Below are 21,896 nucleotides of genomic sequence, written 5' to 3' on the forward strand. Positions count from 1 at the left end.
CTGTTATAAGGATAACTTCTTGTGGATATCGTCTACGTATTTTTTGAATTGCTTATCGGTAGAAACAAGATTGTCAACAGTCTTACAGGCATGTAAAACGGTTGCGTGATCCCTGTCGCCAATTTGTGATCCGATATTGGCTAAAGAAGCTTTTGTGAATTTTTTAGCGAAAAACATTGCCAGCTGTCTTGCCTGAACCACGTCACGCTTTCTGGTTTTGGATTGCAAAGTTTCGATGTCCAACTGGAAATAATCGGAAACCACTTTTTGAATATAATCAATAGAAACTTCGCGTTTTACATTCTTAACAAATTTCTCAACGACTTGTTTGGCTAATTCGGTAGTTACTTCCCGTTTGTTGAAAGAAGATTGTGCGATCAATGAAATGATGGCACCTTCCAGTTCACGGACATTGGTTTTGATGTTCTTGGCTACATATTCTACAATCTCGTCCGGCATTTCCACACCGTCGCGGTATAAAATATTTTTTAAGATAGCGGTTCTGGTTTCATAATCCGGCTGTTGAATTTCGGCAGACAATCCCCATTTAAAACGGGAAAGTAAGCGTTGTTCAATATCCTGCATGTCCACAGGTGCTTTGTCGGAAGTAAGGATAACCTGTTTTCCGTTTTGGTGTAAATAATTAAAGATATGGAAGAATACATCCTGTGTTCCTGCTTTTCCGGAAAGGAACTGCACGTCATCAATGATCAGTACATCAATTAACTGATAGAAGTGAATGAAGTCGTTACGGGTATTCTTTTTAACCGAATCGATATATTGTTGTGTGAAAACCTCTGCCGAAATATACAGTACGGTTTTCTCCGGATGCTTTTCTTTGATCTCCACACCAATAGCATGTGCCAGGTGGGTTTTTCCCAATCCGACACCGCCAAAAAGCAATAACGGATTAAAAGAAGTTCCGCCCGGTTTGTTGGCAACAGCCATACCGGCAGAACGGGCCAGACGGTTGGATTCCCCTTCCAGGAAATTGTCGAAACTGTAATTGGCATTTAACTGGGATTCGATTTTTACATTGCGGATTCCCGGTATGATAAACGGATTTTTTAACTCCGGATTTTTATTCTGAATCGGTACGTCAACTTCCTGTGGTTTTACCGGCGGACGACTAACACTTGGCAGCTGCTCCGTGAACGGTAGTTTATTGCCATAAGTGTTTTCCATTTTAATTTTATAAAGTAACTTTGCGCTCGCTCCAAGTTCTTTTGTTAAGGCAACTTTGAGCAATTTTACATAATGTTCTTCCAGCCATTCGTAAAAAAACTTACTAGGTACCTGAATATATAATGCGTTATCAGTAAGCTCAACAGCTTTGATAGGTTCAAACCAAGTTTTATATGCTTGATCCTGAATATTGTCTTTTATGAATGACAGACAGTTTTCCCATACCGATTGCGCAGTTTTATTCATATATTCGGGCATAATTAATGTTTTTTTAAAAAGTTGAATTCAAAAAGTAAGTCAGATACTTTCATTGAAATTGGGAAGACAAATATGTGGACAATTTTTTTCAAAAAAAAATATAACGTGTATTGATTTTATGAAAAAAATATTGTAAGTACATTTAAAAATGTTTTTAAAATAAATTAACAAAAAATTAATATGAGAGATTATCAATTTCAGGTTCGTGTCCGATACGCCGAAACAGACCAGATGGGAGTGGTTTATCACGGAAATTATGCGCAGTATTTTGAGATGGGACGTGTGGAATGGCTTAGAAACCTTGGGCTTTCTTATAAATGGATGGAAGAAAACGGAATTATGCTTCCGGTGGTTTCTTTGAGCATGAGTTACAAAAAACCGGCACTTTATGACGACCTGCTAACGGTGAAAACAATATTCAAAAGTCAGACCTCTGTTAAGATAGAATTTGACTACGAAATCTACAATGAAGCAGGTGAGTTATTAACAACGGGGAACTCCATTCTGGTGTTTGTAGACATGAAAACCGGAAAGCCGACTTTGCCTCCGGCGTATGTTACCGAAAAGTTAACGGCGTTTGTTGAAAGCTAAAAAAGCAACATTGAAAATTACTCTTTTTCAAGAATAGTTACTTCATAAAGATTGGAAAAAATGTCGAAAATCATTTCGGCATTTTTTTTGCGCGTAGCGATTTCAATCTCGCAACTCATTTCCATTTTCTGGGCGATAATATCCAGATTTTTTTCTTTGATAACCCGCATCACTTTGTTCATGTTTTTATAATCAAAACGAATGAGGTAATGAATGTCGATTGTCTTTTCGATTATTTCGGAAACTTCCAGCGCCATCTGGGCAGCTGTTTTGTAAGCGGATATTAAACCGCCTACGCCGAGTTTTACGCCACCGAAATACCGTACGACTACTATGAGTACGTTTGTTACGTCAAACGACTGTATCTGACCGTAAATGGGCATTCCTGCCGAGTTATTGGGTTCGCCGTCGTCGTTGGCACGGAAGTATATTTTTTCGGTTCCGGTCTGGAAGGCATAACACCAGTGTCGCGCGGCATGATGCTGCTTCCGGAGATCTTCCAGAATCGGTTTGACATCCTCTTCTGTTGCTATAGGAAAGGCATAGCCGAAAAATTTACTGTTTTTTTCTTTGTAGAGAACTTCTTCGGACGGTATGGCTAAGGTTTTGTATGTGTCTTTTTCCAATGCTGTTAATTACCATTTTTTATCCAGCAAATCTACAACATCTTCTTTACCCACCTGCAGGTTCCAGATATTTAATCCCAGGTTGGCAGCCACTTCGGTATTGTGCTTGTTGTCGTCCACAAAAAGGGTTCTTTTAGGCGATAACTCGTGTTTCTTGATGATGTAGTTGAAGATTTCCGGATCGGGTTTTCTAAGGCCTATTTCGAACGAAAAATACACCTTTTCAAAGCATTGGTAAAATTCGCGGCTGAATGTTTCGCCCACTTTGCTTTCAAATTTTTCAATATGGGTTGCATCGGTATTGCTCAACAGGAATAAACGGTACTGCGACGATAAACGCTGTAAAAACTCAAGACGGTAAAGCGGGAAATCCAGCAGTATGGCATTCCAGGCATCGCGGATCTCTTTTAAATCTTTGTTCGGGATGTATTTATGAAGACCGTTGAAAAAATCAGCTTCTTTGATTTTTCCCTTTTCATATCTTTTGTTCAGATTGTCTAAATCCTCGTTCCAGCAAACCAGTCCTAATTTTCGCATGTGTTCAAATGGGGCTTCTTCTGCCAGATTAATAAAAACATTGCCAAAATCGAATATGATAGTATCAATCATTGTGTGTGAAAATTAGAAGTTCGTCGTTTAGTATCGTCTGTTTCTCTTGTAATGTACCGGTTATAAACGGTGCTGCTGTACCGCTTTGCAGTGTTACAGCGCCTTTAAAAACCCGTGCTTCATCCCATAATCCTGCGTCGATAAAGGTTTGCAGCGTCTGCTTTCCTCCTTCAATAAGTAAGGATTGAATATCGTATTGCTGTAAAATCGATACAATTGAAAAAGGGAGCGTATTATCAAAGATACAATTTTCGAAAAAAACTGATGTAGAATTTTTTAAATTTTGATTTTCCGTGATGATTATGGTTTTTACACTGCCGTCCTTTACAAAATAATCTTCCGGAATCCTTCCGGATTTATCCAGCACGATGCGCACAGGATTTGTACCGGTCCAGTCCCTTACATCCAGTTTGGGATTGTCGTCAATAACGGTTTGGGTTCCCACTAAAATAGCCTGTTCCTCACTGCGCCATTTGTGAACCAGCTGGCGGGAATATACATTGGAGATCCATACCGGTTTTTGCTCCGCTCTGGTTTCCGGCGCAATAAAACCGTCACTGCTTTCTGCCCATTTCAGGATGATATACGGGCGCTTTTTCTGGTGGAATGTAAAAAAACGTTTGTTGAGCTCGTTACAGGCGTCCTCCAGTATACCAACGGTAACATTTTTACCGGCTTCGATCAGTTTTTTGATGCCGTTTCCGGCAACTTTGGCAAACGGATCAATGGTGCCGATGACAACGTTGGGGATTTTATGCTGAATGATCAGATCACAGCAGGGAGGTGTTTTGCCAAAATGACTACAGGGTTCCAGACTCACATAAATAGTAGCTTTGGATAGAAGGGATTTGTCCTTAACGGAGTTTACCGCATTCACTTCGGCATGCGGTTCGCCGGCTTTCCGGTGCCACCCTTCTCCGATAATTTCATTATTGTATACGATAACACTGCCCACCAAAGGGTTGGTGTATGTTGTGCCCAAACCGTTTTTAGCCAATTCAACACAGCGGTTCATGTAAAATTCATGGGTGTTCAAAAGCGTATCGTATTAAATTTGTAAAATTATTCTAAATGTTTATGAACTGTCAGGGAAGCTGCTTACATTCGTCCTGATTTTGAACAAATCGAACAGTATTCCTGTTGTCCGGAAGCTGCAAAAATAAACTATTCCTTAAAAATGGATACAATCGAGATACGGGAAATTCAAAAAAATGACAATGAGGCTGTCGCAGCCTTAATACGAACAGTATTGGTGGAGCATGAAGTGCCTAAAGTAGGCACGGCTTATGCCGACGCTTCGCTGGACAGGATGTTTGAAACGTATGCGACTCCGCAGTCGGCTTATTTCCTGGTTGTCAAAGACGGGGAGATTATTGGCGGTGCCGGAATTGCACCATTGGAAAATGGAGCGGCCACGATTTGTGAGCTGCAAAAAATGTACTTTTTACCCGTGTCCAGAGGTTTGGGGCTGGGAGCAAAAATGATCGGGAAGTGCCTGGAGCAGGCAAAAGCTTTCGGCTTTAAACAATGTTATCTGGAAACACTTCCAAACATGACGGCTGCCCGGAAATTATATGTAAAATCCGGATTCCGGTATCTGGAGGCTCCGTTGGGAGATACCGGTCATAACTCCTGTCCGGTATGGATGCTTAAAGATTTATAAGATGCTAATCAAAGACTATCGCAATTATTTTAAAGAAGAACTATCGGCTCTTTATGATGAAAAAGAGATCGAAAGCTTTTTCTATATCATTTTAGACGCTTTTCACCAGATGAAACGGGTAGATATGGTGCTGAAAGCCGATTTTGAACTGGATGCCATGCAGCTGCTGCAATGGGAAACAGTGCTGCATCAGCTGAAAGCGGAAAAACCGATTCAGTATATTTTTGAGGAAACCGAATTTTTCGGACTGCCTTTTTATGTGAATGAAAACGTTTTAATCCCGCGTCCGGAAACGGAAGAACTGGTGGAGTGGATCCTGCAGTCCGTTTCGGAACTGCCCAAAGAACAGCCGCTTAAAATATTGGATATCGGAACAGGCAGTGGTTGTATTGCCGTTTCGCTGGCTAAAAAGCTGCCGCAGGCCCGGGTATTTGCAATCGATGTTTCCGAAAAAGCACTGGAAGTAGCCAGACGGAATGCAAGGCAAAACCAGGCAAACGTGGTGTTTTTGCACAAAAACATTCTTGAAACCAGTGTGTTGCCGGAACAGTTTGATATTATCGTGTCCAATCCGCCCTATGTGAGAAACCTGGAAAAAGAGGAAATAAACAAAAACGTATTGGAATTTGAACCGCATTTAGCCTTGTTTGTCGAAGACCATGACCCATTGCTTTTTTACCGCAAAATCACGGAATTAGCCGCGCAGCATTTGGTAAAAAGCGGGCAGCTGTACTTCGAGATCAATCAGTATCTCGGGCCGGAAATGCTGGCATTGCTAAAGGAATACCATTTTAAAAACGGAGAACTGCGTAAGGATATTTACGGCAATGACCGCATGACAAAAGCAATACTGTAAACGGATTATTCGTACCGTAAAGCTTCTACCGGATCCAGTTTGGATGCTTTAATGGCCGGGTACAATCCGGAAACAATAGCTACAAGGAAAGTCGTGGCAAAGGCGGCAAAAATAGCCTGCCACGGAATCACAAAGCTGAATTTAATCGCAGCGGATATTCCGAAACCAACCAAAATTCCGAGGATGATACCGACTAATCCGCCCAACTGACCGATTACCAGGGTTTCGGTAAAAAATTGCCAGGCAATGGTACTTCTTTTGGCTCCTAATGATTTTCGCACGCCGATTTCACGGGTTCTTTCGGTAACGGAAACCAGCATAATATTCATCAGGGCGATAGAGGAACCAAAAATGGTAATTACCCCGACAGCCCAGGCGATATAACCTAAAAACTGGGTGTTGGAAAGTAAGGTGTTTATCAGGTCGTCACTGCGCTCAATCCCGAAGTTATTCTTTTCTACCGGATTGAGTTTTTTAATTTTTCGCATGGTAATAATGGCATCATCAACCGCCTGGTTGATCATTTCTTTCTGCCCGATCATCACACTTAAATCGTAGTTGATGTTGGGAGCCGAAAAGATGGAACGGGCAATCTGATTCGGAATCAATACCCGTAAATCCTGGCTGTTGCCAAAAGTGGATCCCTTTTCTTTCAGGATCCCGATTACTTTAAATTTGGCCCCGCGAATCGATATGGTTTTGTCTATGGCATTGATATCTTTAAAAAGTCCTTTTTCGAAATCGGATCCTAAAATGCAGACATAATTATTGTTTTTAATATCAAATCCGGTAAAGTTACGTCCTCTTGTGGTTTCCAGTCCTTTGTTAGGCAGGAAGTTTTCATCAACACCTACGATGCTTATTTCCGGGTCGGTTTTTTGCGCTTCATATTTTACTTCGGCCTTGGTGGTGGCGGTAAACGAAAGGGAAGAAGTCGATAAAGGATATTTGTATTTTTCCTGAAAAGCACGGGCTTCCGGATAGCTGATAATCGGATTGATTTTCTGGTTGGAATTTTGGTTGTTGATCTGTGAGGATAAATCATACTGACTGATGGAAAAGGTATTGGCACCCATGGATGCGAAATCTTTCGCAATGGTGTTTTCCAATGCAGAAACCACGGTAAGTATTCCAACAAGTGCGGTGATCCCGATGGCAATGATCATTACGGTTAATATCGTACGAAGTAACTGACTTTTAATTGCGTCTAAAGCAATTTTAGTATTTTCTCTGAATAGTCCAAGCATAATGCTAATTTGTCACTAAAGTACAGCTTTTGTTACATATTTTTTTGGAAAAGTAGGAAGAATATTAAAAGCGGGAAAGGGAGTTGTAAAACAGGGAGCAGCTTCCGGAATAAATTATCACAGTATTTTATTGAAAATGGATGAAGATAATTTTAAAAAGTAAGATATTTGCAGTGTAGTGAAAAAGAACGACGCTTTTTCAGATGTAGCTGGACAGTTTAAATTAAATTTTCAATTCTAAAAATGGCACAAAAACCAAGTATACCGAAAGGGACCCGTGATTTTTCACCAATTGAGGTGGCAAAGCGTAATTATATTTTTTCGATCATCAAATCGAATTTCGAAAAATTCGGCTTTCAGCCTATTGAAACACCGTCTTTTGAGAATTCCGAAACCTTAATGGGAAAATATGGCGAAGAAGGGGACCGGTTGATTTTTAAAATTTTGAATTCGGGCGATTTTTTAGCCAAAGCAAATGAGGCTTTTTTAGAGGCGAAAGACAGTTTGAAACTTACCGCACAAATCTCGGAAAAAGCCCTGCGTTATGATTTGACGGTTCCTTTTGCCCGTTATGTGGTGCAACACCAGAATGAGATAGAATTCCCGTTTAAACGCTACCAGATCCAGCCGGTATGGAGAGCAGACAAGCCGCAGAAAGGCCGTTTCAGAGAGTTTTATCAGTGTGATGCCGATGTGGTTGGTTCTACCTCATTATGGCAGGAAGTGGAGCTGGTACAGTTGTATGACAGTGTGTTTTCGGCTTTGGGACTGGAAGGAGTGACAATAAAAATCAACAACCGGAAAATCCTGTCCGGTATTGCTGAGGTGATCGGTGCCAAAGACAAGCTTATTGATTTTACGGTGGCTTTGGATAAACTGGACAAAATTGGAGAAGACGGAGTAAAGAAAGAAATGTCCGGTAAAGGCATTTCGGAGGAAGCGATTGCAAAAGTACAGCCGTTATTTAATTTCACCGGTTCGATTTCGGAGAAAATAACCAAACTGGCAGCTTTATTGGCTTCTTCGGAAGAAGGTATGAAAGGAGTGGAAGAGCTGACGTTTATTTGTGATAACGTAGCGGCATTAGGTCTGGATAAAGCAATCCTGGACCTGGATGTAACACTGGCAAGAGGACTAAACTATTATACGGGAGCTATTTTTGAAGTGGCTGCCCCGAAAACCGTTGCGATGGGTTCCATTGGCGGGGGCGGTCGTTATGATGACCTGACCGGAATTTTCGGATTGAAAAATATGAGTGGCGTGGGAATCTCTTTCGGACTGGATCGTATTTACCTGGTACTGGAAGAATTGAACCTGTTCCCGGAAACGGTTACCGCTACTTCTAAAGCCTTATTCCTGAACTTTGGCGATGCAGAAGCGTTATATTCGATGAAAGCGATTATGCAATTGCGCAAAGCCGGTATAAAAGTGGAATTGTACCCTAGTAATGCAAAAATCGGAAAGCAGTTTCAACATGCCGATAAAAGAGGTATTCCGTATGCTGTGATTGTAGGTGCCGAGGAAATTGAAAGCAACCAGTTTGCTTTGAAAAACCTGGGTTCAGGCGAACAGCAAAAAGTAAGTCTGGAAGAACTGAAAACAATATTACAATACTAAAAAAAGGCTATCGTGAGATAGCCTTTTTTGTTTGATATTATTTTTTGACCTGTTTCAGCATCCAGTCGTAGACTTCGTCTTTTCGGAAGATGTTCTCCACATTGCTGTGATTGCCTCCGGGGATAACGGTAAAGGTTACATCGGCATCCGGTTTGCAGGCTTTGATTGCTTTTACAATTTTTTTCGACTCCGAAATCGGTACGATAAAATCCCTGTTGCCATGCTGGATCCAAAGCGGGATCGTTGCCAGTTTGCAGGCATCATTTACATTTCCGCCGCCGCATATCGCTACAGCTGCCGTGATTTTATCGGCATATTTTCCGGCAAAATGCATGGTTCCGTAACCGCCCAGACTCATACCGCATACATAAACGCGGGACAAATCAGTATTGTAATGCTGCTGTACATATTCGAGTACGTTCAATACTTTATCCGGATTCCAGGGACCGGAAGGCAGCTGCGGGGCAACAACGATGGCCGGAATCTTTTTCCCGTTTTCTATTGCTTTCAGTACGCCGTATCGTTTCACTCTTTCCAGATTGGTACCGGATAAACTTCTGCCATGCAAAAAGAGAATAACCGGGGCTTTATTGTCCAGTACTTCCTGTTCCGGAAGGTGAATATAGAACGGATAATCGGCTTGATCGGTAATGGCTTGAAGTTGTGCGTGTGAAAGGGATATACAGCAAAAACAAAGAAGGAATAAAAAACAGGCTTTCATGCGGATAAAAATATATAGAAAGACAAAGTTACTTTTTTTAAAGCAGAATTAAAATCTAAAAATGACAACAGCCCCAAAACGGGGCTGCTGTTCTTTTTATCTGATGATTGTTTTCTGGCTGAGCGAACCTTTGTTTGTGTCGGCTTTTATAATATAGGTACCGGCGCTTACATTGCGAACCGGCAGCAGGATTTCCTGCTGGTCCATGTTGTCTGTTTTCCACGTGCCAAGCAGCTGTCCTGTTATATTGTAAAGCATTACTTTTTCGATACGGGTGCCATCTGTAAGCCCGTTATTGATCTTAATCTGGTTGTTCCCCTGAAGGTAAGTCATCTTAACCGCGCTCCAGTCAAATTCTGTAACGGCAAGTTTTTGTTTTTCAAAACGTAATGAAAAACGGCTTGTGTTTTCTCCTGCCGGAATTTCAAGAGCAAAAGGAGCATTTCGGATATCATGGTATCCATTTGTAACGTTGTCATAAATATAGATAGGCTGATTCGGGTTAAAGTTTTCCAGTTCATCGATCATGAATTTTACTTCACCGGCAACATCGGTTCTGACCAATAACGGGTAAATAGCGCTCGTATTGAAGTAACCGACACCCTGGATAACTAATTTTTTATCGTCCAGAAGGAATAACATATCCTGTACTAAATCGTCGTCAAGAACAATGCCGTCGTAACCGTAATCCCATCCGTCTGTTGCATGTTCTTCCATAAAAGCAAGCAATAACTGTCTGTGATTACCATTGTGGGAAGTGAAGCCCAGGCGTATTCTGGCAAATGTGTCTTCGGCGGTAGTACTGTCATTCGTATTGTCGTTAAAATGATCTGAAGCCGACATCTGGGTATTGGCGCCGGAAGCGTTTTTAAACATGATGTTCGATGTTGGGGCATCTTCTTTAACAAAGGTTCTTTGGTTGTTGTCGAACACAATAGTTCCTCCGGTAGCATTTGCCTGTATAAAGAAGCCCTGCCCAACCGGGATATAACGGTTCGGAACCCTTGCGCTGGATCCTAATCCGCTGATGCCAAACGGCGCTACCGGCGGTGTTCCGCCAGAAAAGTTCCGGGTGGCATAACCGCCCTGATACTGAAGCAATACATGGGTGTTGTTCGTAGGATAGTGTTCCCAGAAGTAAATCGATCCGTTAATAACAGCAGCATTATCGGTAATAAACTGTTGGGCATCTAAAGCTGAGGCATAGGGGTTTCCGCTTAAATTAATATTGTTGGGCGAAACGGTGCCGTTTATTCTGCCGTTGTATGGTTTTCCGACAAACACATAGTTTTGCGTTGCAGTAGCCGTTCCGCTGCCTTTCATGGTAAATCCGTTTGAAGGCGCCAATATTCCGGTTTCGAATATTTGTGTCCAGTTTGCGTAAAGGTCAGACAGGTTCTGGAATTTATAAATCCAGCGTCTTGCCAGGTTAATTGGTGTTCCTGTGGAACCGTCCATACCGTTTACCCAGTTTATGGCAACTGGTGTTGCGGTGTTTGTTCCGTCTCTTAAAACACCATTTACCGTATAGTTATTGTTGTTGGTCGTGCTGTTGATCGCGCCAACGGGTGACGACCAGTAGTTGTAGTTGTAAATACTTTTCTGTCCTTGCTGATCGCGTTCAATAGAACCGGAACTGGTAGGGTCAAGATCGGAATTAAAGGTTTGCACCAATTGGGATTTGCCCTGTAAGTCAATTTTTCCGTTTAGCCTTAAAAAGTGGCTGACCTCTATTTTGGAATCGTTGGCAGCATTAACGGTATTGGCGTTTACAAAGAACCCTAACAGCGTTTTGTTACCATTGGAAGTAATGGTGTGTGAGGTTCTCACAATGTTCCAGTCAATGGTCGTGCTGTTGTCTATTATCGACAATGCCGACGGTAAGGCAAAGGTGGTTCCGTTAGTCCATGTTGCGGTATCCGACCAAAGACCATTGACAGCACTGTCATAAGGCATTGGTGCTGTCTGGGTATTGACACCGGTTTTATCCGGAGTAACCAGGCTTCCTCTGTTGTTGTTTACAGAATCGTCATTAATATGGGTACCAATGTAGGTATTCATCGAATAATAAGCGGTCAGGCTCGCCCATGTTAGTGCACTGATGTCGTTTTTGGTAACCGTTGAAGGCATGATTTTACCAATCGTATTGGCTCCGGAATTATTGATCTCCTGATTCATGATAAAGCGCAGCTCGGCTAAAGTGATGGCTCTGTTCCAGAAACGCAGCTCGTCTATGTCTCCTTTAAACACATTTACGGTGCTGCTTTTACTTCTGTATTCGGCACCAATGGTAAAGATGCTTGTTGTAGCCGTTGGTGCCGTTATGCTTCCGGATTTGTCTAAAACACCGTCAATGTATAAGGACAGCGTCCCGGAATTGTAAATTGCGGCAATATTGTGCCATTCGTTATTCGGTAAAGTGGTGTTGGAAACCAAAGAAGTTCCGTTCCACTCCATTCTGATTTTATTATCGTTTTGTATTACCAGACGATATCCGGTTGTTCCGTTGTGTTTGGAAACAATTGTTTTGTCGGAAAGCGCAGTGTTCGCTCCTGTAGGTCTTGCCCATACCATGATACTGAAAGCTCCGGTAAGGTCGTTTGCGTTGCTTACTTTTACGGCATCATCAACGCCGTCAATAGTAATGTGTCTGGACGCAATTACTTCGTGGGCTACACCAAACGCAATATATTTTGTACCGTCAAAATCGTAAAAACATTCCTGATTGGATCCGTTTGTGTTCAGGAAAACGGTTTCTACGCCGGTTGTAAATGCCGCATCGCTGGCAACGATCATTACATAGGCATCGTTTCCGGATAGAGCCGGTAAACTGGCCAGATCTGTTGTAGCCAGCGAAACCTTAACGGTAGCAACATCACCGCCGGTTTCCACAACCTTCCATTTTTTATTGGTAACATCCGTTGAGGTGGTAACGGTTGAAGGACCGAAGCTTACGGTTACCGGAGAACCGCTGTTGGTCATCGCAAGTCCGTTACTGCCCCATACAAGGCATCTTCTGTCGGCGCCAAAAGTATTGGTGTTTGCAGCGTTGGTCGTAAAGATATCTCCGAGTCCCATTGTGATGACCGCTCCGGAGTTTATACTTTTGGATTGTTTCTGATTTAATTGGGCGGTATCGTCTCTTCCGATTCCGGCAATGTCATAATTGAATCCTGTTGGTGCGATGTTCCATATTGTAGTACCGGCAGAGTTCACATAGTTTTGACTGGTACCGTTAGTGCCTAAAGTGATACCGTATTTAATGGCTAAATAGGATTCAATTCGGTTGCGTTCTGTAGCGTCATTTTTTCGGGCAGAATAGGAGATTACTTCTGCAATCCTGCCGCCGAAACTACCGTCAAAAAGCTGGCTTCTGCCCAGCCAGAATCTTTTGTTTTGTACTGCAACCCAGGCAGGCGTACCTACTTCTGTATTGGATATGCTCAGGGCATTGCTGTATAATTCCTGTTTGGTATTGGTGCTGTTGTGCCGGCTGTTGATGATGTTAACGCCGGAAAAGGTTCCGTTTACCTGGGCCAGACCATATCCTCTTGTGTTAACATCGGGATCTACCGGATCCGGCGTGGTACCAATACAGTAGCTTACTACTTCATTGTCAAGACGGATAGAATACTGTCCGAAACCAATTCCGGTACCATCTTTGGCATAAGTGGTTGAAGCCGGGGACTGGGAACAGAATAAATCGACACTGGATGAAGTGGATACAAGGGAAGCCGGGTTGTCGTTAATGACTACGATAAAGAGATCGTTGCTGTAAAAGCCGGATGTTCCCTGTAATTCGGCTTTGTTCGATAAATAGGTATAATTGGATGCCGATGCGGAAGGCGTGTTGCCAAACTCAACCACCGGATTGAAGTTGATATTTTTGGAGGCGTTATTTCGGTAAACAGGTTTTACGGTCAGGGCAGCGTTAGTGGCGTCAATAACTTTGGCATCGTGACCTTTTCCTTTGTCGGTCCAGATGTTCACGTTTGCACCGTCGGTACCGATAGTGACCCCGTCTACCAGGTCGGCTCTCAGCCACATTTCCAGATTACTGGTAATGCCGCCGGGCCCGGTAGCAATGGTATTGTCTTTTGTACCGCTAACCGTGATGTAGTCAATGTAAAACTGTCGGGAAGAAGATCCTGATGTGGTTACAAAACGGAATTGCGAGGTGGCGGCAAATGTGGAGCTGGTTGAAAAAATAGTTCCGACAAGCGCATGGTAATTGGTGTTGTCATTGATATCTCTATAGGAGATTCCGCTTGGGGTTCCTTTTTCGACAACTCTGACGTCCGACCATGAGGCAAGGGAATTATCCCTGTATTGCAGCGTTATTTTGTCACCGGCGTTTGCATTGTTGCTTTTCACAAAGAAGCGAACATCGATTTTGTTGTAGCCTGTCGTGTTAATAACAGGCGAGGTAATGGAACTTCCATTAACCGGGATGACAGCCTTGTAAGTGCCGTTGTAGGCATTGGTTGTGGTAAAGGTAGCGCCAGAAGCTGTCCAGGTACTTGCTGATTCAAAGTTTTCCTGCTGTAATTGAGTGGTCTGTCCCGATAAAAAATTGGGAAGAAAACTAAGTCCTACAATCAGTAAGTGTTTTACTAATGTGGTCATTGTTGCTTTCATAGTTGTAAGTAGTTTTTTTCATTTTGTAGAGGATGGATTGTTAATAATTTTATTTGGCTCCTAGTGGAAAGAGCCAAATAATCTAGATTACTTTTTTAAAAATGGGTTGATTGGTCTGGGTAATTACTTTCACTAATAAAACGGCTTTGCTTGTCATTAAATGGGCCGTAAATAGCGGTGTGTCAATATTGTCAGCCTGGTAAATGACTCTTCCTAATAAGTCATAAACCGCAACTGATTTTAAATTTTCTTTAGACGATTTTACCGTAAGAACACCGTCGGTTTTGCTGATGCTGATTGTTCCGTTATCGGCAGCAGGATCGATAGTCCCTAAGATGCTGTTTTTAAAGATTAATTCAAACCGGTTGTTGAATGTCCCTTCGTTTGCAGCGAAAGTATAATTACCGGTTTTAAGATTGTGTACAGTATTTAAAACGTTGTCTTTAATAAAAATGACCTGATTGTCTGTGAAGATACCGTCAAAGTGATCAAGGGAAAGCGTGTAATTTCCGGCAGCCGGAACGTTAATTCCTAAAGGAACGATATCGTTCTCGGTAAAAGGAACGGCACGACCCTGAATGGCATAGGCTTCATCGTTAATAACATTGTATAAGGAAGCGCCGGCAGTTCCGAAATCTTTGGCGTCTATTCCATAGTCGATATTGTTGGTTGCTCCGGTCATGTACCCGATCAGGATTTGACTGAAAGCGTCGTTATCGCCGCTTAAATTCAGCCAGATACGGTGTTTTTCAATGGTTTCATCTGCAGTAAAGGCAGGCAGGTTGTTTACTTTAAAGAACTGATTGGCATTGTTAATGAGTCTCATGCTGTTTCTGAAAGAAACCGTTCCGTTGGTTACCGCATTCACAATAAAGCCCTGTCCGACCTGTATGATTCCGTTTGGTGTGGCTCCGCCGGCTTGGGCAGCGGTACCGCCTAATTTTGTGAATTTAGCATAGTTGTTTAAAGGGTATAAACCGGTTGTCGGACTGGACGGCGTAGCATGTGTCCAGAAATACAGACTGCCGTCAATAGTCGTGTTGATTGTTCCGGTGCCGCTGATGTTGGCATTGATAAAGTCTACAGCATTAATAGTGGACGGATAAGGGTTACCAATTAAATTGTAGCCGGTAGTGGTTCCTTTAACGGCGTTGATATTGATCGCACCATTATTCAGCACTCCGGTGAAATGTCCCGGGAAAACCGCAGGAGTTGTACTCCAGTTGTTTGGTGTGCGTATCAGGTAGCCTTTGGCTGCCGTAAACTGGTTTGTAGCCGGATTAAAGGTTTCGTAAGCGCCGATAGAACCGTTTAAAGGATTGTAAACATAAAAACGGTTGGTCAGCGTTTGTGGTGAAAACGCCAACAGGTTTTGTGCCGCTACCGGTGAGGACCAGTTGGTATAGTCTAAACGGATGGCCGGAGCACTATTCCGGTAAACATTACTATTTCCGGTATTGGTGCTGTTTTCAAGCTGTACCAGATTGGCATTATTCTGAATAACAAGATTGGCACCCGAAGCAATCGTAACGGCTCTGGTGATTATAAAGTTATGCCCGGACTGAACGGTAACCGTTGCGGTTCCGTTGATGGTTAAAGAACAGGCTTCCAGATTGGCCGATGAGGTATAGTTTCCGTTGATAACGGCATGAACATCGTTATTCGGAGCGCCGTTATTCCAGCTGCTGCCACTCCATGTTGTGGTGGTTGCACACGGTACTCCCTGAATCGTGAAATTGGTTACCGGTGACACATAATTGTTGCAGTTGTTCAAAACAGTTACCGGAACCGTTCCGTCGTTTGCAATATCTGCCGCCAGGATTGTAGCCGATAATTGGGTATTGCTGATAAAAGTCGTTGTTTTGTTCACACCGTTCCATTGGATGATCGATTCGCCGTTTACAAAATTTGTTCCGTTTACGGTCAGGGTGAAATTTGCACTTCCTTCAAGAGCGGTGTCAGGAGTAAGAGCGGTGATGGCCGGATCGGGTTTTACGATAACCTGTACTTCTTTCCGGGCACTTTTTGCCGGAGCAAATTTCCAGTTAAAGAACTGAAAAAAGGTACCGGTTCCGCTGTTGCTTTTTATCGAAACGGTTCCGTTAGACATCGGGTAGGTAATTCCGCTGGTGGCAACAGTAAGATTGTAACCGTTAATTTCTCTTGAAATCAAGCGAAGGTTGTTTTGTGCCGGAAGGAAAAAATCCAGGTCTATGTCCTGTTCTCCGGTTGCCGTTATACGGATCATTTTGGATTCCAGCATTGCTCCGGAACTATCCTGTAATTCTACCATGATTTCTCCGGTAGCACTGGTTTTAATCGCAACCGATTTTAGTTTTGTAGGTTTGGTACAGTCAAAAGTCAGGTATTTGTTTGCAACGGTAGCTTTTGCGGTAGCGGTTCCGGTGGCACTGGCAGGGCCGATGTTTGCCAAAGGGATTTCTCTTTCTGCAAAGTAGGATCTTGAAGCGTTTAATACAGGTGTGGTATAAGAACTTCCGGTTGCTAAAGCGGTAGTGCTGTTTGCGGTGTCATACCATCTGATGGTTCCGCTGTCGGCAGTGGTAAGACTGGCAGTTTTTCCTTTACAGATCGTTGCATTGTTTACGGCGGGTTCTGCCGTTACAGCCACCATCTGCACATTTAAAACCGTGGTGTTGTTATTGGTTACGGTTACCGCAATTGTCTGCGACGTATAGCCCGGCGCTTCAAAAATAACATTGTAGCTTCCGGCGATCAATAGTTTGTAGTAATCGCCATGTAAGGTGCCGGTTTTTACCCAGGCGCCTTTTAAATCGTAGTTGCTGATGTATACTTTTGCGCTTATCGGGTTTCCGGAAGCATCGGTAACTTTTCCCTGCAAACCGTAATTGGCCTGTTTGATATAGTCTAAAAAGGCTTGCTTATTGTAATTCCAGTAATTCGGAAGTTCGGAAGAAGCCGGGAATTTTGTTGTCGAAATTTCAATGGTCACTTCTTTATTGTGCATAAAGTAGTTGTTATAATCCTGTCTTCCGCCACTAACGGTGTACCAGAGTGAACCGTTTGTGGTTCCCGGAAACTGACTGGCAAATACATCGTCCATATAGCCGTTGTTGTTGCTTGCCGTCTGGCAGGACTGTGCATAGTTTTTGGCAATAAACTTAAAGTGATTGTCATGCGGATGCAGGTGATTGGGCGAAGAATAAGCATCCCACGGATAGTTAACGACTTCTACACCACCGTGAAAGTTGGCGGCCAATACAAAATTTCTCGTTTTTTCAAAAGCTAAAAAAGCCAATGTTTCCGGCTGGTAGGCAAAGGTGTCCGAATGCAGTCCGTTTACCGGATCGGGGTAATTACGATTTAAATCCCTGCCGTTTGCATTGGCACGGGTTGCAGCATTACCGGCAGAGTTCATTACGTCATTACCGGCAGTTTTAAAGGAGCCGTCAGGATTGGACAGCGGACTGATATAGATCTCTGTTGTGTTGACAAGATTCGTTACTTCGGTATCGGTTCCGTAACGGGTAACCAGGTAATCAATAAGCCGCATCATTAAAGGGAAGCCGGTTATTTCATCCCCGTGCATAGAAGAAGAATAGAAAAATTCCGGTTCTGCTTCATCGCTCTGGCAATTGTCGGATATTTTTAAGATATATAGATTTCGTCCATTTGGAGTACTGCCTATGTTTTCCAGTTTACAAAGGTTTGGATAGGTGGTGGCATAATATTGCATTTTAGCGACATACTGGGAGTAAGTAGGATAGGCATCCCAACTGGTGTCCCACTGTGCATTTGGAGCCAGGGCGCTTTTGTTTTCTTCTGAAGGAATCTCGTTATCAGTCGTACTAACTTCAAAAGGGATGTTGTATTTCAGGAATTTTTGAAAAGCTTCTTTGTCGGCATAAGCCTCGACTTTTAAGTCCTGCGGGTCTACTCGTTTGTGGCTGATAGATAAAAAGCCGGCTAATTTTTTAAATTGCTGCTGATTGGCAGCTTTAAAAGTGAAGATTACTTCTCCTTTAGTGTTTAAATAATTCTGTGCTTTTTTAAGATTAGGTTCGGTTTGGGCAAATACAGTAGTTAATACTAATAATAATAAAATTATTAATGTAGTTTTTTTCATATAATTGGGCTTTTGGGTCTTCAAAATTAATGAAAAAAAATTAACATAACTTTATTAATTAATATTGTTTATTAAATAAAATGATATTAAATCTTTTTGTTTTTATCTTAAATAGTGACTAATCGTTATTTTAAGGTTAATTTATGATTAAACAAATGATAAAAATCATTATTTATTTATAACATTTTGTTATTACAAATTGTAGGTAATTAGCATGTTGTGTTGGATTTTTAAAAGAATTTTAAGGTTCAGTGAAAATTAACAAAGTGAAAAATTAAAAGGCAGCTAAAATTTTTCCTGAAAAAAGAAACTGATTGTTTTGTAAACGTATATCGGCGGATTAGCAGCGGTTTGCTTTTTACATACAACTATTTTGCTGAATTAATTTTATATTGTATTTTCAGCAGGAAATTTCTGAATTCTTTAGATGTAGAAATAAAAAAATAAAGAGAAGAAAAAAGAGACCTTACATTTTATTAATAATAATGAATGCGATGATAAATTTTCGGATTTGTCATATTCAGCTTATTGCTGTTAAGGATTAAATAAATATTTCACATTTTCATTACATTTTGTTATAGGGGTTTTCCTATTTTTGTTAAGGGTAATTTTTAACGCCCGATAGATTTTTATTCAATTAACAATAGCTGCTATTGTTCAGGCACGATTCGCATAAAGATTCCCGCATTCATTTTAAAAAAGCTTACCCGAAACCAATAAAACTATAATAATAAACATGAAGAACAAAAAAATCCTTCTTTTGGCAGCCATCGCGACGCTTGCCATCACGACTTACAGCTGCAACGGTAGCAAATCTGAAGGCGCAGCAGCTGCAACAGAAGAAACCGCTGCCCCTGAAAAACCGCTGGTATTCGCTGAATTCGTCGATCTTGATTTGAGCAGCTACGGAATTCCTGTTGTGACAAAAGCTCCGAAAGATGCAAAAGTTATTAAAAGCACTACAGAAGGTGAAATCTTCGTGTACGGCGGAAAATTGTTCAAGCTGACTTTTTCGATCCGCGAAGGAAATGCTGAAGAATCGGTAGGACTAATCAAGGAAATGACTGGTGATAAGGAAATGAATCCTGGCTTTGACAAATTCGTGACCGAAGACCCGACCGGTTTTGTGAAACAGAACAATGAAGGTAAACTGGCTTTCACTTATGGTGTAACCACCGGCCAGTCTTCTGTTGTTATACAGGAAGGAATGAGCCACGACCAATCTCCTGACCAATTCACGGATTACAGTGCTGATGATGTTAAGTTAATGTACGAAGCAGCAAAAGCTACTGTGGCAAAATAATTTCAAATACATCTTACTTTTTCAGACCTCGGATAAAAATGCTGTCCGGGGCTTCCATTTGAACAACCAAACCAATCAAAAAACAAATATGGATATGAACAAAGAACTCGTAATCGCCTCTGAAGCAGGTGATCTGGAAACTGTAAAGCAAATGCTCGCCAAAGGGGCAGATGCAAGTGCCATGGGACCAAATTCAGGCGCTTTGCATTGCGCGGCGGCAAACGGCCATCGCGAAATCGTACAGCTTTTGCTCAAACACGGTGCTAATCCGAACGTGGCCGACAACCAATCGTTTTATCCGATCCACTTAGCGGCAGCTTACAAACATCTAAATGTCGTGCGGGATCTAATTGACAACGGCGCTAAACTCGACGTGGTGACTTCCAGCCTCGGAACGGTACTACACGTCGCTGCGGCAAACAACTTTTTCGAAATACTCGACCTGCCTGAAATCAAAAAAGCCCCGATCGAAGCCAGAGATCAGGAACAGAAAACAGCCTTGAACGTAGCTGCTTCTTTTGGCAGTTATGCGATAGGATGGCGACTTGTCGACGCCGGTGCAGACGTAAATTCTCTGGATGATTTCGGATTTTCACCTTTACTCAACGTTTTGCTGCGTATGGGACAAGCCAAAGTGGAACATTGGGAATCTGAAGGAACAAATTCCGGTATACACGTGAAATACCAGATAGACAATGGCTGTTTCCGCTATATAAAACCGTTCAATGGCGGGGCAAACGAAAAGGGACGTGTGCTTTCGCTTATGGATCAATACGACATCTCCGGATATTCCTGGGGACCAACCCAGCATCGCAACTATGTGGAATGCATCTATCTTGCCCAATATTTGATCAAAAAAGGTGCAGACGTAAACGCCCGTGGTAACAACGGCAATACGCCAATGATCATGGCGTGTTCTGTAGGAGAGCCTGAAGTGATGACGGCATTGGCCAAAAAAGGCGCGTCTTTTGAGATTAAGAACAATGAAGGAATCGCGTCCTTGCATTACATCGCACGCAGCAAACGCCTCGACGGGTTGAAAGCCTTTTTCAAACTCCACCCGGAACAGGACATAAATGCAGTCGACGAAAACGGATGGACAGCCGGGCATTACCTGGGCGATATTGGCGGACCTGCCGAAATGGCTAAAATCCTGGTCAAAGCCGGTCTCGACACTTCTGTCGGAAGTACCAAAGGTCTGGGACCGCTTTCTCCCGGAATCACCGCAAAAGAGGTAGCCGAGCATTGGAACGATGCTGAAATTGCGAAACTGCTAACTCCGAAAAAAATAAAACCGAAAGCATAAATAAGCCCCTGAAAACATGGAAAATATTACTTATAAAATAGATCCCAACGCAAACACAAACACAGCGTTGAAGCAAGCAGCAAATGACATAACATCAATACTTCAATCTAAATTCGGTTCGTCCTACGCCATTTCTGCCGATGATTTCACGGATGCGGACAAAAATTGGTCACACGAAATAAAAGTGCGCCAAGGCAACAAAATCGGAGCCGCCGTCGGTTTGAAATGGGAAAAATCAACTCGGGATGTCTTGAAACTCGATGTGAGCGAATCATCCAAAATGGGCAACATGATCACGTATTCGGTGCTGCTTTTGTTTTTGGCGATCGGTGCGTATATGGGTTACAACAATATCGAACCGCTTGCGTTTTTGCCGGGACATAAAATCGCCGCCGGTTTGGGTGGTCTGATTGCTCTTATTCCGGGGATTATCCTGGTTGCCATTTTGAAATCGATATTACTCAAAGGCGAAAAAGAGCAGAATGCAAAACTCGTGCACGAAGTCAGACAAGCGCTTCAAAGCATATCCGGTAACAATTTACAATCAAAGTAATGGCGAGATCAAAACCCATCGGACTTAGGCAGGTTGCCCAACCGGAAGACCTGAGTAAAATAATCGTCTCTTTTCCGAAACCCGCAGACGTCCTTGCCGAGCCTGAACATTTCGAACAGCGAATCCTGTTGCCGCAATACAGTATTCCGGGGCATTTTATAAAACCGGAATTCACCAATCTTGTGTTCCATTTTATCGTGACGCCGGTTTTTCTGGATTATGCCGATTTCAGGCTTACCGCTGACAACAAATACGAAATTGTATCGTACAGCGAAACCCCGATCTCGGATTTCGATGAGAAGTTTCTCAAATGGTGTGCCGATGAAATGGAGGACAATTTTTACGGATACAAAGAGGAACCGATCTATTTCGAAGTCGACAAATCGGTAAAAAGCGAAAGTATTTACATGGGAGGGGAACCTATTTGGGATCAAACCACCTACGAAAAGGATAATGTGCGCAAAACCGATTATTCGCTCGACATCTTTAAAGATGAAAACGGCGAGGTGATGGAATACATCGCTACACTTTACGACGATGAAGTCTATGGTTCGTACAACCTGTACTATTCGCCAAAGACGCGTTTACTGCGTCAATTCCACCAATCGACCTAAA

At 42.5% G+C, this 21,896-nt stretch carries 16 protein-coding genes; 8 read left to right on the forward strand and 8 right to left on the reverse strand.

Going from position 1 to position 21,896, the window contains the following annotated elements:
• Positions 1–3: 3 nt before the first annotated feature.
• Positions 4–1,431, reverse strand: coding sequence for a chromosomal replication initiator protein DnaA (gene dnaA, locus B3394_RS07505; RefSeq protein WP_177729791.1), 1,428 nt, complete (start codon positions 1,429–1,431; stop codon positions 4–6).
• A 192-nt stretch (positions 1,432–1,623) separates the two neighbouring features.
• Between dnaA and B3394_RS07510 the strand changes: the two genes are divergently transcribed.
• A complete protein-coding gene (locus tag B3394_RS07510) occupies positions 1,624–2,034 on the forward strand; it encodes an acyl-CoA thioesterase (protein WP_177736084.1) in 411 nt (136 codons plus the stop codon).
• Positions 2,035–2,051: 17 nt separating this feature from the next.
• On the opposite strand, the gene B3394_RS07515 is transcribed toward B3394_RS07510, so the two are convergent.
• Genes B3394_RS07515 through ribD form a run of 3 tightly spaced genes read right to left on the reverse strand, consistent with a single transcriptional unit; the run spans position 2,052 to position 4,305 of the window.
• Positions 2,052–2,660, reverse strand: a complete 609-nt coding sequence (locus tag B3394_RS07515) for an IMPACT family protein (RefSeq protein ID WP_286914753.1) — start codon at positions 2,658–2,660, stop codon at positions 2,052–2,054.
• A gap of 9 nt (positions 2,661–2,669) precedes the next feature.
• Complete coding sequence (locus B3394_RS07520) at positions 2,670–3,269, reverse strand: HAD family hydrolase (RefSeq protein ID WP_177736078.1); 600 nt, start codon at positions 3,267–3,269, stop codon at positions 2,670–2,672.
• The gene (gene ribD, locus B3394_RS07525; protein ID WP_286914758.1) at positions 3,262–4,305 is read right to left on the reverse strand and encodes a bifunctional diaminohydroxyphosphoribosylaminopyrimidine deaminase/5-amino-6-(5-phosphoribosylamino)uracil reductase RibD; all 1,044 of its coding nucleotides are present in this window, start codon (positions 4,303–4,305) and stop codon (positions 3,262–3,264) included. The genes B3394_RS07520 and ribD overlap by 8 nt, the downstream gene beginning before the upstream one ends.
• Positions 4,306–4,446: 141 nt before the next feature.
• On the opposite strand from ribD, the gene B3394_RS07530 reads away from it, so the two are divergent.
• Together B3394_RS07530 and prmC are read left to right on the forward strand one after the other, a co-directional pair.
• A complete protein-coding gene (locus tag B3394_RS07530; protein ID WP_177736072.1) occupies positions 4,447–4,932 on the forward strand; it encodes a GNAT family N-acetyltransferase in 486 nt (161 codons plus the stop codon).
• A 1-nt stretch (position 4,933) separates the two neighbouring features.
• Positions 4,934–5,788, forward strand: coding sequence for a peptide chain release factor N(5)-glutamine methyltransferase (prmC, locus tag B3394_RS07535; protein WP_286914762.1), 855 nt, complete (start codon positions 4,934–4,936; stop codon positions 5,786–5,788).
• A 5-nt stretch (positions 5,789–5,793) separates the two neighbouring features.
• Here the strand turns inward: prmC and B3394_RS07540 are convergent, their stop codons facing one another.
• Positions 5,794–7,035: an ABC transporter permease gene (locus B3394_RS07540; RefSeq protein WP_177736065.1), complete on the reverse strand. Its 1,242-nt coding sequence runs from the start codon at positions 7,033–7,035 to the stop codon at positions 5,794–5,796.
• A gap of 243 nt (positions 7,036–7,278) precedes the next feature.
• Here B3394_RS07540 and hisS point away from each other — a divergent pair, with 243 nt between their 5' ends.
• Positions 7,279–8,652: a histidine--tRNA ligase gene (hisS, locus tag B3394_RS07545; protein WP_273243987.1), complete on the forward strand. Its 1,374-nt coding sequence runs from the start codon at positions 7,279–7,281 to the stop codon at positions 8,650–8,652.
• A 37-nt stretch (positions 8,653–8,689) separates the two neighbouring features.
• On the opposite strand, the gene B3394_RS07550 is transcribed toward hisS, so the two are convergent.
• From B3394_RS07550 to B3394_RS07560, 3 genes are all read right to left on the reverse strand, one after another.
• Positions 8,690–9,373: a dienelactone hydrolase family protein gene (locus B3394_RS07550; RefSeq protein WP_177736059.1), complete on the reverse strand. Its 684-nt coding sequence runs from the start codon at positions 9,371–9,373 to the stop codon at positions 8,690–8,692.
• 96 nt (positions 9,374–9,469) lie between these two features.
• On the reverse strand, positions 9,470–14,011 hold the full coding sequence (locus B3394_RS07555) for a LamG-like jellyroll fold domain-containing protein (protein WP_286914768.1): 4,542 nt from the start codon (positions 14,009–14,011) through the stop codon (positions 9,470–9,472).
• 82 nt (positions 14,012–14,093) lie between these two features.
• A complete protein-coding gene (locus B3394_RS07560) occupies positions 14,094–18,119 on the reverse strand; it encodes a M14 family zinc carboxypeptidase (protein WP_286914769.1) in 4,026 nt (1,341 codons plus the stop codon).
• Between the two features lie 736 nt (positions 18,120–18,855).
• On the opposite strand from B3394_RS07560, the gene B3394_RS07565 reads away from it, so the two are divergent.
• The 4 genes from B3394_RS07565 (at position 18,856) to B3394_RS07580 (ending at position 21,895) form a co-directional block, all read left to right on the forward strand.
• On the forward strand, positions 18,856–19,422 hold the full coding sequence (locus tag B3394_RS07565) for a hypothetical protein (protein WP_286914770.1): 567 nt from the start codon (positions 18,856–18,858) through the stop codon (positions 19,420–19,422).
• Positions 19,423–19,516: 94 nt separating this feature from the next.
• Positions 19,517–20,728, forward strand: coding sequence for an ankyrin repeat domain-containing protein (locus B3394_RS07570; RefSeq protein WP_177736047.1), 1,212 nt, complete (start codon positions 19,517–19,519; stop codon positions 20,726–20,728).
• A gap of 16 nt (positions 20,729–20,744) precedes the next feature.
• Positions 20,745–21,281, forward strand: coding sequence for a hypothetical protein (locus tag B3394_RS07575; protein WP_286914771.1), 537 nt, complete (start codon positions 20,745–20,747; stop codon positions 21,279–21,281).
• Positions 21,281–21,895, forward strand: coding sequence for a hypothetical protein (locus tag B3394_RS07580; protein ID WP_286914772.1), 615 nt, complete (start codon positions 21,281–21,283; stop codon positions 21,893–21,895). Before B3394_RS07575 ends, B3394_RS07580 begins: the two co-directional genes overlap by 1 nt.
• Position 21,896 lies beyond the last annotated feature (1 nt).

The organism is Flavobacterium sp. UBA4197, assembly GCF_002379575.1.
Taxonomy (GTDB): Bacteria; Bacteroidota; Bacteroidia; order Flavobacteriales; family Flavobacteriaceae; genus Flavobacterium; species Flavobacterium inviolabile.